Source organism: Nostoc sp. JL34 (assembly GCF_017114945.1).
Taxonomy (GTDB): domain Bacteria; phylum Cyanobacteriota; class Cyanobacteriia; order Cyanobacteriales; family Nostocaceae; genus Nostoc.
On the sequence record NZ_JABXKQ010000041.1, the window covers coordinates 39650 to 56541 of the forward strand.

A 16892-nucleotide genomic window follows, 5' to 3' on the forward strand; every position below is an offset into this window, starting at 1 on the left:
AACAAGAAGATAGCAACTCAACAGAATCGAAAGGGAAAAAGCGATCGCTAGTATATATACTTATTGCCTCACCCAGGAAAAGGGATGAATTTTTTGTTTAAGCAAATAAAACGGATATTTTCATTATAAGGATGATATCCGTGTCTAAAATACTTTTATTATACATCAAATTACGACAAAACTCTTGCGTTTATTATTCAAATAACTGTATTCTTTATATTGTTGAAAATTGTTTTTCACAAAAGCAATAACAACGCATAATTGCAGCACATCGGAAAAAGTATTGCTTTGGCGAATCGATAAATGTCGATATCAAACCAAAATATATGTATGCTGTTGTCGCTGGCATCAATGAGTAACAGGACTAACTCCAGAAATGAAAAATCAAATATTTTGTTGATGTGTATAGTCTAGTAAGGAATTCAAAATTTTCCCTATCCCTATCTCCTACACGCCATACCTAATCTGAACAGAAAAGAGTATGGGATCAATCTTCAGGGTTTCATCTCTACTAAATCTGGGCAAGAAATTTATTCTGTGCTGGCTGAGTTTGGGATTTCAAGCCCATTTTATCAACGAATCACGACCAGGAAAATTATGACCTCTTTAGATCCTAATTTTTTTGACATCCCTGACAAAAGCCTAATCATCATCGACCCAGCTGTTGATGACTATAAAAAGCTAAATGGCAACAACTTGGAAGTCATCTTTAAAGACGTAGTAAATACAGAAGTAAAAACGGTAACTTTAGAAGCACATAAGCTGCTGAAAGTTCCACCTAAAGAATTGTTAGCGCCTCCTGGTGATTTCAATCCGACGCTATTATTGTTTTTTGCATCTGTTACAGTACTGGTGTTATCTAACTGTGGTTACTGGCTTTGGCAATGGCCAGACTGGCTGTGCTTTAGCTTGAACACTATTGCCTTGCATTGTGCTGGGACAGTAATTCATGATGCTTGTCACCAATCTGCCCACCGCAATCGAGCAATCAATGCCATGCTAGGGCATGGTAGTGCCCTGATGCTAGGGTTTGTTTTCCCAGTATTTACGCGAGTACATTTACAGCATCACGCTCATGTCAACCATCCCAAAGATGACCCAGATCATTTTGTTTCTACAGGTGGCCCGCTATGGCTAATTGCATTTCGATTCTTGTCCCATGAGGTATTTTTCTTTCGACGGCGACTGTGGCGCAAATATGAGCTATTGGAATGGTTCATCAGCCGCTCAATTGTTGTTGCAATTGTTTATATCTCAGTTCAATATCATTTTTTAATGTACGTTCTCAATTTTTGGGTTGTACCTTCTGGTATTGTAGGATTGATATTGGGCTTATTTTTTGATTATTTGCCCCATCGTCCCTTTATTGAACGTGATCGCTGGAAAAATGCTCGTGTCTACCCCAGCCCAATTCTTAATATCCTGATTTTAGGACAGAACTACCACTTAATTCATCATTTATGGACTTGTATTCCCTGGTATAAGTATCAGTCTACATATTATCAGATGAAGCCTTTGTTAGATGAAAAAGGCTGTTATCAGACTTCAGGGTTACTGCAAAAGAAAGATTTCCTAGCGTTTATTTACGATATTTTTGTAGGGATTCGCTTTAATCATCATAAAACTAAAAATCAAGATGAATTACAAGGTCGTGAATAAGCTGTTACGCATTGAAGTTTCACATTAACTAGTGAATTTATCATTAGTCATTAGTCCTTTGTCATTTGTAAGTAACCGATGACTAATGACTAATAACTAATGACTCATAAAAAATTAAAACTCCCTTGTGTGAGTTTCGTTTTCATAACTAGGGTCTTCAGTACCAAGTAGTTTGTCCCAGAACGTAAAATACAAGCCGTAGTGGACTTTATATTTACGATGATGTATTGAATGATGCATAGAACCGATAAGCCATTTTCCAATCCAGTAGTTTTTAAATGAGGAAGGAAATAGCTCAAATCCGAGATGGGTAAACACTGCCCATACTGTCATAGTTATAAGTGCAGCAACTAATGTGATAAAATGCACTGGAACTATAAAGCTTACACCTACAAAGAAAAATGCTTGGACGATCGCCTCTGGTAAGTCGAATGCAGAGGAACTCCAAGGTGTTGGCTCCCCTGAACGGTGGTGTCCGTAATGCATCCATCTAAAAATCAGAGGTTGGTGAAATATCCGATGGATAAAATAAAAGTAAGTATCCTGAAGAACAAGCACCGCAATAAAGCTAACTACTAAATACCACAGTCCGTACTTCCATAAATCTGTATATAACAGTGTTGCTCCCAAACTATACTCTGAGAGAATAAACGCTCCACAAATAGCAAAAACCACTGCGGAGAGGATTGATAATTCGATATCCTTTCTAATGGAACAACTCATCAACGGTTTCAAACGCAAACTCTGGTTGGCGAGAGACTTACCCAGAACTAAATAAAAGAGCAAGTATGCTCCCCCAGCGATTAAAAAGTATCGGGCAAGAGTGATGCCGAAGAGGGAAAAGCAATAATACCAAAATGAGTGGTTCGTCAATTAGACCCATCCGTAATATTAATTTGGTGAAATGAAAATGCTGATTATGTCCAATTGTTTTGGTCTTGATTGCCAAAACTGGCCAAATTAAGATTTAATTTGTTAATCGACAAAATCCACTGCTTATTTTACAACATCAAGTAGTTCAGCAAATATATGTTAAATATTATTAATAAAAATTAAACTAATTTGATTGCACAGAGACAAATCCTCACTCTTTCTAAAAAAAAGTTTCTTGGTTAACTTCAATTTATATTATGGACATCAACAACAATTTACTTAATTTTTAACCAATCCTTTACTTCAAATACCTAAAAAATATCTAACTCTCTTTTATCTATGTCTACCAACGTCTACTTTTTATAAATCAATTTGCTGTATATTTTGTTCTTGGATGATGTCTAATAGAGTCTTGAAATTACAAGAGAAGGCAGGAAGCAGGAGAAAAAAAGTATGATTGAAAACTTTAGTTATGGGTCTAGAGCCGCAGTTTAAAAAGAAGATATTGGTACAAGACGTGCAGAGCGAGATCCTGGCATCTGGCGGCGTCCTTACTTTAATCCCACGTTTATTAAGTATGGGTTCCTCCTGCTTCTTAAAAAAAGAATCTCAAATCCAAATGAACACTTCTAATTAAAACTGACGCCAAGATACGGAGAGAAGTCTGTAGCAATATCTCGCAAGTGCCTCGGCTACAGTGCGGGAATGCCAAAGGCGGACAATCGAAAGATGACGATGTTCACAGTCAACGATTAAAAGTTATCGCTTTTTCTTAGTGCGATGTGCGATCGCACATCGCACTAAAGTTAGTCAATATATCTAGAAAAATCAGCCCCAAGGGGAAAGTTGAAAATTTACAGGAATGCTAAGAATAATTTGGTATCTTCATTAGTTATCCAAGCTTAGTTGTTATGCCTTATGAATCGTTCCGCCTGTCTCATCTTCAATCCTGTTGCTGGTCAAGGTGACCCAGATATAGAACTGGCAGAAATTCGGGCAATATTAGAGCCAGATATTCACCTAGATATTTATCTCACAACTGAAGAAATTGACGCCGATCAACTGGCCTATGCAGCGGTAGAGCGAGGAGTAGATGCAATCATTGCTTCGGGGGGAGATGGTACCCTCTCAGCAGCAGCGGCGGCTGTAGTGGGTACTGATATCCCATTTGGCGTAATTTCCAGAGGCACAGCAAACGCTTTTGCTACAGCTTTAGGCATTCCTGACACGATCGCAGGTGCGTGTCAGACAATTTTGCAGGGAGCAACCAGCCATATAGACGTAGCCTATTGCAACGATCAGCCAATGGTACTCTTGGCAGGTATTGGCTTTGAAGCTGAAACTGTAGAATTGGCAGACCGAGACGCCAAAAACCGCTTTGGGATGATGGCCTATGTCTTGGCAGGAATCCAGCAATTAAGAAACTTAAAAAATTTTGATGTTGAAATTGAAACTGAAGACAGGATAATTAAAACTAGTGCCTGTGCAGTAACGGTAGCAAATGCTGCGCCTCCCACTTCAGTTTTGGCTCAAGGCCCAGCAGGTCTAATTTATGACGATGGATTACTAGATTTAACGATTGTAGCTCCAGTTAACAAGGCAGGAGCGATCGCAGCCACATTTCATCTATTTCAAACGGCTTCTACAGGCAACGCCGTAGACAGGGATGATATTGGCTTCCTGCGAGCCAAACAATTTAAAATTACGACTGAGCCACCACAAAAGGTTGTTCTAGATGGTGAAATAGTAGGCACAACACCTGTAGAAATTAAGTGTGTACCAGCAGGCTTAAGAATTTTTGTGCCATTAGTAGAAGAAGTTGAGCCTACCGAAAAACTAGAGGGACTCCCTAATCTGACTATTGAGATGAAAGACACAGTAGAGGAGTAAGGGCTTTGGGTATGGGGCAAAGGGGCAAAGGGGCACAGGGGAAAGACTTGCTGCAACCTTGCTCCTCTGCTCACCTTCAATTAAAGATTCAGGAGTAGGTTGCATTGAAACTTGTATCTGATCCGGCGATCGCTAACAAAATCCGCAAAATGAATCAGCGGGTACGATGGCAAGATCCGTCAATTGTGGAACGAAACATTGACCAAACTCGGCTGGTTTTGGAGGATGATCAAACAGAAAATTCTGAGTTCTCATTTTTAGTTGTAGGTGATAGTGGTTCCGGCAAGCACCGGGGACACAATCCCCAGCGACAGGTGGCTGAACTCATGCTGCCTCATCACAACGAATCCCGCTTTATGCTGCACATGGGGGATGTGATCTATTTAGTAGGGTCGAGTGAATACTACCAGCAGAACTTCATCCAACCCTACCGAGAGTTTCTCTTAGGTGGAGAACATCCCAAACGGATTGCATACGACCAGATGGTTTTTAAGCTGCCCGTTTTACCTGTACCGGGAAATCACGATTACTATAATTTGCCGATTCTATTAAGCTTGGCGTCCTTAACAACATTACCCATTCGTCGCCTGTTGCGATCGCGTTTAGACCTAGATGTGGGCTTGCATGGCTCAGGATGCGGTGACGCCTACGCACGGGCATTTCTGGACTATCTTAAGGCGTTTCAGCTTCCGGGAGAGTTAAATGATCACTTAGACCAGTACTACACAGCTAAGACAGATACAGGTCGTTGTCTTTCCTATCAGCCTGGGCACTTTACCCGCCTTCCCAATCGCTACTACACTTTTCGCTATGGCGGTATTGATTTCTTTGCCTTAGATTCCAATACATTTAACGATCCACCACCGCTGCCTAAAACAAAACAAGGTGACGCCGATCGCAAACTCTTAGAAAAACGCCGTGAAGATTTCGAGCAAGAAAAGCTGCAAATCATAGAAACTTCAGCCAAGCTTCATCCAGAAAATCCCAGCGAAGCCGACCAATTAGACGACTTCCACGCCAAGCTGTCACAAATTGAAGAAATTATTGTTGATATCGATAAGCAACTAGCTACTAATAAAACAACGCTGACTGATATTGAACAACTAGACTGGCTCAAGCAAAGATTAATTGAATCTTGGAATAACTCCGAAGTTCGGGGAAGGGTGATTTATTTCCATCATCCTCCCTATGTAACTGAGGCGACAAAGTGGCAACAAGCACAAACTTTGATCATTCGCGATCGCCTGCGTGGCGTGTTAGATGCAGTAGCTAAAGAAATCGGTTCCTTAAATCAGGGTCGTCCTTTGGTCGATTTGGTATTAAACGGTCACGCCCACTGCTTGGAACACCTTGAGACAATGGATACAGGACACGCTGATTCTCATATCCACTGGATTGTTTGTGGCGGTAGCGGCTTTAGTTTGCGACGCCAACGGATTGAGGGAGCAGATTTGATGGAGGAGAATAAATTAGTGGCGCGATCGCATCTCTTCATTGGTCGCAATGGTCAAGGCTTTCAGAAGCGACGACCTTATTCAGGTTTACGCATTGACGTTAAAGGCGATGGACAGCCCAAGTTTGTTGTCCGTCCTTTGGTTGCCGAATGGTATCAGCGGCAATGGCATAATAGTGAACTTGAGCCACTGATTATCTAGTAATGTCATGTCCGTTTGATTACTTATTAAAGTATAATCTCAAAGAGCCAAAGCCACGCTTTGTCTTTCCTAAGAGTTTGCCTACGGTATACACACAAGTGTCTTGACCTACAATGCGATTGTATTGGCTAACAATGCCATTGTATCGACTGACAATGCGATTGTATTGGCTAACAATGCCATTGTATCGACTAACAATTCGATTGTATTGGCTAACAATGCCCTTGTATCGACTAACAATTCGATTGTATCGACTGACAATGCCATTGTATCGACTAACAATTCGATTGTATCGACTGACAATGAATGTAGAGACGTTGTATGTAATATGATATCCGGCTAATTAGTTATATAGCTGTAGTCAGATATGTTAGGACAGTGTTGATTGCTCAAAGCCTTGAAGCAACTGGGTCTATACTCAGCACTCAGCACTTTGCCATAACTTCTCTACAAGAGTTTCGCCCATAAAAAAACTAGAGACGCAATTATTGCGTCTCTAAAAACCACTTATTTAGCCTTTTTACGTGTAATTGCACCCAGCACGAGGAAGTTATTAATTAAATTACTCCTGGCCCTCTACCTCGGTTGTCACCCTTTTCTGTTAACTTGCCTTCTTCGTCCTGATTCACTTCTCCAAGTTCTTCAACGCGTTCTGCGGCATCTTCTGCTGCTTGTTGACGTGCATCACCCGGTTCTTCGTAGTACATTTCCGGTTCAACTGCATAGTTATTCAACAAACCTTCTTTGTCCACAGTATAGCCGTCAGTAGTGCGGACACTTCCCGGATCAGTTTGATCGTCGGTAGGTGCATCTGCCTCCCTTTCTTCTGTAGGGCGTGTTTTGTACTTATCTCCTTCTCTCTCCATTCGAGCAGCGGTTTCAGCGGGGATAATGCCGCGATCGTATGTATCGGCTTCAGCTCGATCGGATGAATCTATACCTTTATTAACTGCTTCATTAGCCATAATTTATGTCCTCGTTAAAGAATCTATTAAATAACTTCAAAACTAGATTAGGCTGTTTCTCATCTCCCAGCTACTATCTTTAGAAGTGATTTAAGTGCAAAAATACATTGATTTACTCCATCTTTGGATGTATCCACAGCACTAAGATTAAGTTCATCTTGATACTTGAGATTTACGCAATTTTAGTAGAATAAATATTTTGGCTAAATACACACTAATGAATATATAGCAATCTTAAATTATTTATGATTCATAATCTCCGATTTCTCTAAGAAATCGGAGATTATGAATCATAGAGCTAGCTTAATCATTTTGAAACTTACTCGCCCACAAATTGGTTTTTCAGTAATTGAATTTCATCCGCTAATTCTTGCCTTGTTGAAGCCTTCAGTAGATAACGGAAAATAAACCAACTGGTGTAAGTAATTCCAACTAACTCAAAGAGGGGTGATAGTAGTGGAGTATGATTGATTGCATACAGTACTGCTAGTACTACCTTGGCTGTAACAATCGCTGCCAAAATTAAAGCAACGGTTATTAGAGGCTGCTTATAGTCCTGAAAAAAGCTACTGAGGTATTGGGGCAGTTGCTCCAAGAATTCAGAAATTTGTCTGCTAATGTGCTGCCATTGAGATTCCGGTTCAGGTGCTGGTGGTAACTTTGGCAAGTTTGTAGTATCAGCACCTTCAAGCGCTAGAGTCCCTTGTGATAAGGAAGCATTGATGGATTCACGTTGCTGTTGTTCGGCGGTTTCCATAGTTTTTATTTTTGGTGACTACAAGAGCTTGTATAAATGAACTGAGAATCAATAGATATAATTATTAAGGTTGTCAGTTTTCAATTATTAGTGGTCAGTAATAAGTATGACTGACCACTAGGACTGAGCAGGAGCATCTTAATTTATTTCTGCCTACCTACTCACTTTGATTTTGTGTTAGCTGACTTAGCTTTTTGGTGGGGCAACAGTTGCTTTAACAACTACAGTTTTGACGCCTTTAATTTCCTTAGCTAATTTTTCAATTTTAGCCAACTCCTGTTGATTGCTGACAGTTCCTGAGACAGTGACAGTCCCATTATCTGCGGCATTAACTGTTAGTTGGCTCTTAGGGATGTTAACCTCCAACTTGGAGCGAACTTCACTTGCTAGGTCACCTTTGGCTCGTTGTGTATCGCCACCAGTGGTATTATTGCGCTGTTCGCGGGCGCGAATATCTGAATTAGCTTGTTTTCTGCGAACTTCACTTTGTGCGTCTTGTTGAGAAGCTTGTGTTGTTTGTGCAGTCGGGGTTTGGGGGGCTTCATTAGGATTATTGGGTGCAGATTCACTTGTTTTAGAAGCGTTATCACAAGCAGCAACACCAAAAACTAAAAGGCCACTAATTAACAAAGGAGTTAGCTTTTGCATATGAATTCGGAATCGGAAAGTTAAATTTGTTGATATTTACGGCAACAGTGAGGAGCAAGTTTTTTAGTCAGGAGCAAAGGTTTCAATTTCTTGCTCCTACAATTTTGTAGAATTAGTGTGAGTGATAACTACTTTAGCTTAAAGTGTTTCATCACGCCGATCAACAATAACTACGGCAGGATCGTTTATATCAGGCTCTGTTGGGTAATTGGTGCGATCGCTGCGATGCGTTCCTCGCTCGAAACCTGGGCGATGTTCACTAATTTCAGTGGAATCATAGATAGCAAATTCTTCAATTCCTCGACGTTTGAGAATAGTTTCAGCTTGGTGGATTTCAGCTTCCGTACCATCAATAATTACTAAGTAGTCGCCTTTTTGGAAGCGTTCATTATATACTCGTGCCTTGTCTTCAGGAATTCCCAAGCCAACGAGTGCACCAACAATGCTTCCAGCGGCTGCGCCGATCGCACCACCAGCTAATGTTGTGGCCAAAGCTGTTGCTACTGCGCCACCTGCAATCACAGGCCCGACTCCAGGAATTGCTAAAGTTCCCAGACCAACTAATAAGCCAGTCAAGCCACCTAGAACACCGCCTGTAGCTGCTCCAGTTTTTGCGCCATCGTCTGCTTTATTACCTGTACCAACATTTCTGTCTACATCTACACCAGCGATCCCTTGACCGTTTGTATCCTTAGCAATGATGGAGACTGTGCTTAAGGGAAAACCTGCATCTCGTAATTCTGTAAGTGCTGCTTCTGCATCTCGACGATGAGAAAACACTCCGATCGCGCGTCTAGCAACACCACTATGACCCGCAGTGGGAGTTGGAGCGACATAACCGGTTGCATTTGTAGCATCTGGGTGGTCGTAAATACCAAATTCTTCCACACCCTGACTATTTAAAATTCCTTCTGCTCTGAGGATTTCTGTATCTGTGCCATCGAGGATAACTAAATAGTGTCCTCGTCTTACACGTTCGTCGTAAACTCTAGCTCGTTCTTCAGGAATTCCCAAACCAATTAATGCACCAAGCAAACTACCAGCTACTGCACCAATACCTGCACCAGCCAGAGTTGTCGCTAGAGTAGTTGCTGCGGCTCCAGCCAGCATAATTGGCCCAATTCCAGGAATTGCTAAAGTACCAAGACCGACTAATAAGCCAGTTAATCCACCCAAAGCACCACCTGTAGCTGCTCCGACTTTAGCACCTTCGTCAGATTTATCGCCGACGCGATCGCTCACTTCAGCTCCAGCAATATTATCTTTGTCTCCATCCTGCGTAATCACAGAGACTCTGTTCATGTCAAAGCCGACCTTTTTCAATTCATGTAGCGCATGTTCAACATCTCGACGGTTAGAAAATACGCCTACAGCCCGTTTATGTACACCTACAACCATTACTTTCTCTCCTCAGCAAAATTAAATTATTCACAAATTTATAGTTTGTAATAACCCTTATTAATACATGTTTGTATTTTTTTTTCATCAATCGCTTGGAATAATTTTTATCTCTATCATTAGACATAGGTGTTTTTATCTAAATGAGTAAATAAATTTTGAGTATAAAATATGAATTATTTAATAAAGGTTTAGACACTAGTTATTCTACTGATAAAATTTTTCGCTGATTCGCTAAAAAATGATCCCAAAATATATTTTTTCCACCGCCAGATACTTTAACTCACCCGTTTATAATCTGCTATATCCAGAGATACATTTTTATAAAATTTATTTTTATTTAATAATATTTTCTTGGGTAAAAAATAATGTGGTTAGATTACTAAATATGCATTTTTTATGAAAGCAATAAAAATGTTTATCTTTTAAAATACGACTTTTGGCAAAGAAACCTATTACCTAAGAAAGTGCCAGCCTATATAACTAATAATTAGGCTGATAAATAAGCCATTTTATAAATGGGTATTTAATTGAGTGCAAGTGAGAAAATTCTATGTTTCAAGGTTTTTTAACTATTTTGGGATGGAACTGGCTACCTTTTGGATTAGCGCCGATAACTTTAGCTCAAGAAATACTAACTCCAGAACAAGGATCAGTTCTTTTTTCTGGGCCTAAATTCTTGGTGGCATTGTTGGCTGGAGTTTCGATGGCATTTGCTTTTCAATTGTTATTCACAAACTTTTCAGTTGCTATAGGAATTTCATCTTGGGAAATTGACTCGGATTCTAATGATGAATCGGAAAGTTTGGGTAGAACAATTCGTAAAGTTCAAGGTAAAATTGGTGCTTGGGTATTGATAACCGCTAGCATTGCATTATTTATTGCTTCTTTTCTAGCAGTAAAACTTAGCTTAATCGAAAGTGCATTTTTAGGAGCAATTATCGGTGTAGTCATCTGGTCTACTTATTTCTCACTGGTAATTTGGTTGGGTTCCTCGGCATTAGGTTCTTTAATTGGTTCTATCGCTAATACTGTCACTTCAGGGTTTCAAGCTCTGATGGGTACAGCAACTGCTGGCATCGGTGCTAATACTGCGAAAAAACAGTTAGTTTCTACTGCTGAAGATATTACAGCCGCAGTCCGGCGGGAATTAACTTCCGGTTTTGATGCTGAAGGGATTAAAAATACGCTCCAAAGTTCTTTAGGCTCTCTGCAATTACCAAAACTGGATATCAAAGAAATTCGGAGTCAATTTGACCAGCTTCTTAAAGATACAGATTTACAATCTGTTGCTAACAGCGACCTTTTACAAAATATCAACCGTCAAACCTTTGTTGATTTAATCAGCAGCCGCGCCGATTTATCTAAAGAAGATATCAATGGCATTGCTGACCAATTTGAAGGAGCTTGGCAACAAGCTTTGAATCGCAAAAATCCTACAGAACAAGTAATTAATTTGCTCAAGTCTGCCACTCCTGAAGAACTCAATTCCGAGCAATTAGGTGAACGACTTCAAAAATTAGTTACAGTTGGCGGTGGTAATGGCAATGGTGTAATCAAGCAAGCTGTACGATATGGCTTAAGCGCCGCTGTCCCAGCCGTGCTGGAACGGGTAAACCTTTCCAATATAGATGTCAACAAAATTACAACTCAGTTGCAAAAACTGAAAGAAAAAGTTCAAGATGTTGATGTCGATCAAATTACAGAAGAACTTCAAAAACTGAGAGAACAAGCAACTGAGCAAGTATCTGCAAAATTGCCAATATCACTTGAAAACGCGATTAAGGCAGATGTAGAAGACTACATATTGCATTCGTTTCCTTGGCATTTTAACCGAATTACCTTAATAGATGAATTTAAAGAAGTCATCTATGACGTAAATGCAGATCCGACAACTGTAAGACGGGAGTTGGAAGAAATCAATCAAGAATATTTTACCAACTTGCTGAAACAGCGAGAGGATCTCAGTGAAGCCAGGGTGAAAGAAATTGCCGAACAAATGGAAAGCGATCGCCTGGAAGTTTTAGAAACTGTAAAACAGGCTCAATCGCGAGAAAAAGGGCAAGATTTTCGCAGCCGTATCGAAGATTATCTCCGTTCAACTGGGAAAGAAGAACTTAACCCGGAAGGTATCGAACGGGACTTTAGCAAGTTGCTGGAAGATCCAAAAGCTGGCTTTGAAGATTTAAGTAGCCGCTTCGGACAATTTGACCGCGATACTTTTGTGCAATTGCTCCAACAGCGTCAAGATATCAGCGAAGAGGAAGCTAATAATATTGTTAGTCAACTCGAACGCAACCGCGATAATCTCTTGAATCGTGCTAGAGAACTGCAAGAACAAGCAAAAGCGAAAGCTGATGAACTGCGCCAAAGAGTTGAAGACTATTTGCGGAATACTAACAAAGACGAACTCAATCCCGAAGGTATTAAACGTGAGTTTAGAGTTCTGCTAGACGATCCGCAAGCTGGAATTAGCCTTTTGACTTCGCGCCTATCGCAATTTGACCGCGATACATTGGTACAATTGCTCAGTCAGCGTCAAGATTTGAGCGAAGAACAGGTAAACCAAGTTCTCGATCAGCTCGAAGCAGTCCGAGATAGTATTTTGCAAGTACCGCAACAAGCAAAGGAACAGTACGAAAAAACTACAAAAGCGATCGCAGAATATCTTCGCAATACCAACTTGGAAGAACTTGATCCAGAAGGGATCAGAGGCGATTTAGAAAAATTACTCGACGATCCCAAAGCCGGAACCTTAGCATTGCGCGATCGCTTATCTCATGTCGATCGAGAAACCTTGGTTAAACTCGTAAGTCAGCGCGGAGACTTGAGCCAAGAGCAGGTTAATCAGATCATTGATCGCGGCCAAGATGCGATCGGTGATATCCTCAGAGCGCCACGACGTTTGGCCAAGCGTACTACTCAAGTAGCTGTAGATTTTGAAGCCAATCTGGAAGAATACCTGCGTAATACCGAAAAAGAAGAACTCAACCCCGAAGGAATCAAACGCGATTTGCAATTGCTACTGTCTTCTCCCCGCGCTGGAATTGGCAATTTAAGCGATCGCGCCTCGAAATTTGACCGTTCGACAATTGTGGCCCTATTATCCCAACGGGAGGATATCTCAGAAGAGGAAGCTAACCGAATTGTCGATCAAATTGAGTCGGTTCGTAGTTCCATTGTCGAACAATTTCAGCAGATTCAGGAGAGGGTGCAATCAGTACTAGATGGGGTTTTTGCCAAAGTTCGCAACTATCTCAACTCCCTGGATCGTTCGGAACTCAACTATGAAGGGATTAAGCAAGACTTTGCGAAAGTGTTCGACGATCCGCAAGCTGGATTTGAAGCATTGCGCGATCGCCTCAGTCAATTTGATCGTGACACCCTAGTTGCTGTCATCAGTTCTCGTGAAGATATTTCTGAGGCGGATGCTAACCGAATTATCAACCAAATAGAAGCGGCGCGGGATGGCGTACTGCAACGAGCCGAACGCATCCAGAAAGAAACCCAAAAACGCCTGAAAGCAATCCAAGATCAAGCTAAAAAGCAAGCTGAAGAAAGCAAAAAAACCGTTGCAAATGCTGCTTGGTGGATATTTGGGACAGCGATCACTTCCCTCGCAGCCAGTGCGATCGCTGGTGCGATCGCAGTGACTGGGATAACTTTCCCTGGGTAAAATATCACCGTCATCGAAAATTTTTAATAAATACAAAGTGGTATTCAATTTATACAAATGAATACCACTTTTTTTATAAGTAAGGTTTAATCTAATCCCTAGTGGTCAAAACAGAGTAAAAACTCTGTCAAAGCCAGATTGAACACCTTATTTCACTCACTAACTCAACATACATACAGTTTCCGAAAGTTGTTACAAATGATAATTTATGCTGCAATAAAGGAAACGATATGTTGAATCGGCACACCTCTTAAGGAAGAACTATAAAAATAACAACCGCCGTCAAATTTAGATCCTCTCGTCATCAGATAGTTTTAACTATATCTATAATTTATTCCCACAAAGTATGGGCTATAGGCAATAGTCGGTAGGTATAAGCAACAGTCACCAGATATTGACAACCTCATGGATTAGATCAGGCATATTACAGATGAACAATGATGAGTTTAATTCAGTGTGTCACCTCACAGAGTGTAAGCAAGCAGAGGAAGCACTACAACAGCAAATTCAATGGCAGCAACTGGTGATAGCAATTGCCCAGCGCATCCGCCAGAGTTTGAATTTGGACAAGGTTCTCAATACCACCGTCATTGAAGTCCGTCAGTTCTTGCAAGTAGATCGAGTCTTCATGTATCAGTTTGAACCAGACTATAGCGGGGTGGTGGTGGTAGAGTCTGTTGATGAAAATTGGATTTCGGCTCTGCATACCCAAGTCAAAGACAGGTATTTCATGGAAACTCACGGTGAGGAGTACAGACAGGGGCGCATCCAAGCTGTCACAGATATTTATACAGCAGGTCTGACTGAATGCCATTGCGATTTACTTACTCAGTTTCAGGTCAGGGCGAACTTGGCAGTCCCCATCTTGCAAGGAAAAAAATTGTGGGGATTATTAGTTGCCAACCAGTGTGCAGCACCCCGCCAGTGGCAAATGTGGGAAATCGATTTACTCAAACAATTGGCAATACAGGTAGGTATTGCCATCCAGCAATCTCAACTGTATGAACAGGTACAAACTGAACTCGTTGAACGCAAGCGAGTGGAATCTGGTTTAAGAGGACGTGTGCGCCAGCAGGCAGCTGTGGCTAAACTGGGTCAATTAGCTCTGGCTAATCTAGACCTTTACGCATTAATGGACGAAGCTGTTGTTCTGATTACTCAAAGCCTTGAGGTGGAATACAGTAAGGTTTTAGAACTGCTTCCAGATAGAAACACCTTGTTGTTGCGATCGGGAGTTGGTTGGCAGTCAGGGCTGGTGGGAAATTTTAGCTTAGAATTAGGTACAGGGAATGAGACTCAGGCATCCTATACACTACTTTCCCATGAGCCAGTAATTGTTTGTGACCTTCGCAAAGAAACGCGGTTTCAAGGGCCACCGTTATTGATTAGCCACTCGGTGATCAGTGGCATTAGTGTGATCATTCAGGGTCAAAAACAACCTTTTGGTGTCTTAGGCGCACATACAACTAGACACCGAGAGTTTACCCAAAATGATATCCACTTTTTGCAGGCGATCGCTAATGTATTAGCTACGACCATTGAGCGCAAGTGGGCAGAACAGAAAATTCGCGAACAAGCAGCTCTACTAGATATCGCTTCTGATGCGATCGTTGTGCGAAATTTCCAAAACCAAATTTTATTCTGGAATCAAGGTGCAGAACGTCTTTATGGTTGGGAAGCTCACGAGGCTTTAGGAAAAAACCTGGAGGAACTGCTGTGCAAAGAAAGCTCACAGCAATTGCAAGCAGCTTTAACAAATGTTACTGACTGTGGTTTATGGCAAGGTGAGTTACATAAAGTGACAAAGTGTGGCAAAGAAATTATCGTGGAAAGCCGATGGACACTGATGCGTGATGAAGCAGAGCAACCCAAATCCATCCTCTCCGTTGACACCGACATCACAGAGAAAAAACAACTCCTTGCCCAATTTCTGCGTGCCCAACGCTTAGAGAGCCTTGGCACATTGGCAAGTGGTATTGCTCACGACCTCAACAATATCCTGACGCCCATTCTTTCCTCAGTGGAAATGTTAGCGCTCAAACTTCCTAATCTGGATGCAGGGAATCAGCAACTGTTGAAGCTTCTCGAACATAACTCTAAACGTGCAGCAGATTTGGTCAAGCAAATTCTGACTTTTTCTCGTAGGTCTGAAGGCAACGGTATTTCTTTACAAATAGAACACCTACTGCTAGAAATTAATCAAATTGTCAAAAGTACATTCCCCAAATCGATCGAAATTATCAATCATCTACCTAGACATCAACTCTGGACTATCTTGGCAGATCCTACTCAAATTCATCAGGTGTTAATGAATTTGTGCGTCAATGCTCGTGATGCTATGCCCAAGGGTGGCACATTATGTATGTCTGCGGATAATTTATTAGTTGATGAAAACTTTGCCAAAATGAATCTAAATGCTCAAGTGGGCCCATATATAGTCATAACTATTTCAGATACAGGATTTGGAATTTCTCCACTAATTTTGGAGCGAATGTTTGAACCATTTTTCACAACCAAAGAACCAGGAAAAGGCACTGGTTTAGGTTTGTCAACTGTGATTGGGATTGTCAAAAACCACAATGGTTTTGTGAAAGTGTCTAGTGAGGTAGGTAAAGGTTCCCAATTCCAAGTGTATCTACCAGCTATGAACAAAAGTACAAAGCAGCAAGCAGAGAACTTGGAATTGCCCAATGGCAACGGAGAATTGATTCTAGTTGTAGATGATGAAGCCGCTATCCTAGAAATTAGTAAAACTTTGCTCGAAGACCACAACTACGAAACTCTAACAGCTATTAACGGCATAGAGGCAATCTCATTGTACGCCCAGTATAAAAATCAAATCAGCATGGTGCTAATGGATATGATGATGCCATCAATGGATGGGTTGACTGCCATTGGCATCATGCAACAAATGAATCCACAAGTCAAGATTATGGGTATCAGTGGCACTGTTACTGACAGTCAGATGGTTGAAGCTGCTAACCTTGGCGTCAATATATTTTTAAGAAAGCCTTACACTTTTCATCAATTATTACACGCTATTAAAGACTTCTTGAGCAAACAATAATCTCAGGGTAAGTCGCTGATAAAAATTCAATTTACTTTTTACAATAAAGACGGCGAGTGAGCTTATTTTTTTTAGGGATGGGATGAATCGCCAATCGCTGTCTGGCTCAATAGTCATTAGTGCTGAGTGGACAAAAATCGTGAAAAACGTACTAATGACTTCGATTTCTACACCGCTTCAAGCCGGGGGATGAGTTACTTGTTAAGCTTTTTTTGAGGGATTATACGTATTATAGGATACACATTGACTATGGTTTTGGTTCAGTGCTTTGCTTGTTTAGAAGCAACAATACTACTTAAAAGTA

11 protein-coding genes are annotated in these 16892 nt (G+C 41.0%); 5 read left to right on the plus strand and 6 right to left on the minus strand.

Translation table 11 applies throughout. The features are described 5' to 3' along the window. The first annotated feature begins 597 nt into the window (after window positions 1-597). Window positions 598-1659 carry a beta-carotene hydroxylase gene (crtR, locus tag HWQ44_RS07345; protein WP_292716880.1) on the plus strand — a complete coding sequence of 354 codons (1062 nt, stop codon included), beginning with the start codon at window positions 598-600 and terminating at the stop codon, window positions 1657-1659. 114 nt (window positions 1660-1773) lie between these two features. Here the strand turns inward: crtR and HWQ44_RS07350 are convergent, their stop codons facing one another. Next, window positions 1774-2532 (minus strand): sterol desaturase family protein, encoded by a 759-nt coding sequence (locus HWQ44_RS07350; protein WP_292716882.1) that lies wholly within the window; start codon window positions 2530-2532, stop codon window positions 1774-1776. A gap of 918 nt (window positions 2533-3450) precedes the next feature. Here HWQ44_RS07350 and HWQ44_RS07355 point away from each other — a divergent pair. Both HWQ44_RS07355 and HWQ44_RS07360 read left to right on the plus strand, forming a co-directional pair. Then, window positions 3451-4422, plus strand: coding sequence for a YegS/Rv2252/BmrU family lipid kinase (locus tag HWQ44_RS07355; protein WP_292716884.1), 972 nt, complete (start codon window positions 3451-3453; stop codon window positions 4420-4422). Between the two features lie 104 nt (window positions 4423-4526). Next, on the plus strand, window positions 4527-6077 hold the full coding sequence (locus HWQ44_RS07360) for a metallophosphoesterase (protein WP_292716887.1): 1551 nt from the start codon (window positions 4527-4529) through the stop codon (window positions 6075-6077). Between the two features lie 108 nt (window positions 6078-6185). Here HWQ44_RS07360 and HWQ44_RS07365 read toward each other — a convergent pair whose 3' ends face one another. From HWQ44_RS07365 to HWQ44_RS07385, 5 genes are all read right to left on the minus strand, one after another. After that, window positions 6186-6380 (minus strand): hypothetical protein, encoded by a 195-nt coding sequence (locus HWQ44_RS07365; protein ID WP_292716890.1) that lies wholly within the window; start codon window positions 6378-6380, stop codon window positions 6186-6188. 254 nt (window positions 6381-6634) lie between these two features. Further along, window positions 6635-7042: a hypothetical protein gene (locus HWQ44_RS07370; RefSeq protein WP_292716892.1), complete on the minus strand. Its 408-nt coding sequence runs from the start codon at window positions 7040-7042 to the stop codon at window positions 6635-6637. A gap of 319 nt (window positions 7043-7361) precedes the next feature. After that, window positions 7362-7799, minus strand: a complete 438-nt coding sequence (locus HWQ44_RS07375; RefSeq protein WP_292716895.1) for a CAAD domain-containing protein — start codon at window positions 7797-7799, stop codon at window positions 7362-7364. Window positions 7800-7985: 186 nt separating this feature from the next. Beyond that, window positions 7986-8447, minus strand: a complete 462-nt coding sequence (locus tag HWQ44_RS07380; RefSeq protein ID WP_292716898.1) for a BON domain-containing protein — start codon at window positions 8445-8447, stop codon at window positions 7986-7988. A gap of 138 nt (window positions 8448-8585) precedes the next feature. Continuing rightward, on the minus strand, window positions 8586-9845 hold the full coding sequence (locus HWQ44_RS07385; RefSeq protein ID WP_292716900.1) for a general stress protein: 1260 nt from the start codon (window positions 9843-9845) through the stop codon (window positions 8586-8588). Between the two features lie 553 nt (window positions 9846-10398). On the opposite strand from HWQ44_RS07385, the gene HWQ44_RS07390 reads away from it, so the two are divergent. Both HWQ44_RS07390 and HWQ44_RS07395 read left to right on the plus strand, forming a co-directional pair. Then, window positions 10399-13521: an MFS transporter gene (locus tag HWQ44_RS07390; RefSeq protein WP_292716902.1), complete on the plus strand. Its 3123-nt coding sequence runs from the start codon at window positions 10399-10401 to the stop codon at window positions 13519-13521. Between the two features lie 430 nt (window positions 13522-13951). Beyond that, window positions 13952-16588, plus strand: a complete 2637-nt coding sequence (locus HWQ44_RS07395; RefSeq protein WP_292716905.1) for a GAF domain-containing protein — start codon at window positions 13952-13954, stop codon at window positions 16586-16588. The last annotated feature ends 304 nt before the right edge of the window (window positions 16589-16892 follow it).

Bases quoted from the DNA above. Each gene is read 5' to 3' on its own strand.
- HWQ44_RS07355 (WP_292716884.1), top strand. From the start codon at position 3,451: ATGAATCGTTCCGCCTGTCTCATCTTCAATCCTGTTGCTGGTCAAGGT.
- HWQ44_RS07395 (WP_292716905.1), top strand. From the start codon at position 13,952: ATGAACAATGATGAGTTTAATTCAGTGTGTCACCTCACAGAGTGTAAG.
- HWQ44_RS07375 (WP_292716895.1), bottom strand. From the start codon at position 7,799: ATGGAAACCGCCGAACAACAGCAACGTGAATCCATCAATGCTTCCTTA.
- HWQ44_RS07390 (WP_292716902.1), top strand. From the start codon at position 10,399: ATGTTTCAAGGTTTTTTAACTATTTTGGGATGGAACTGGCTACCTTTT.
- crtR (WP_292716880.1), top strand. From the start codon at position 598: ATGACCTCTTTAGATCCTAATTTTTTTGACATCCCTGACAAAAGCCTA.
- HWQ44_RS07385 (WP_292716900.1), bottom strand. From the start codon at position 9,845: ATGGTTGTAGGTGTACATAAACGGGCTGTAGGCGTATTTTCTAACCGT.
- HWQ44_RS07380 (WP_292716898.1), bottom strand. From the start codon at position 8,447: ATGCAAAAGCTAACTCCTTTGTTAATTAGTGGCCTTTTAGTTTTTGGT.
- HWQ44_RS07370 (WP_292716892.1), bottom strand. From the start codon at position 7,042: ATGGCTAATGAAGCAGTTAATAAAGGTATAGATTCATCCGATCGAGCT.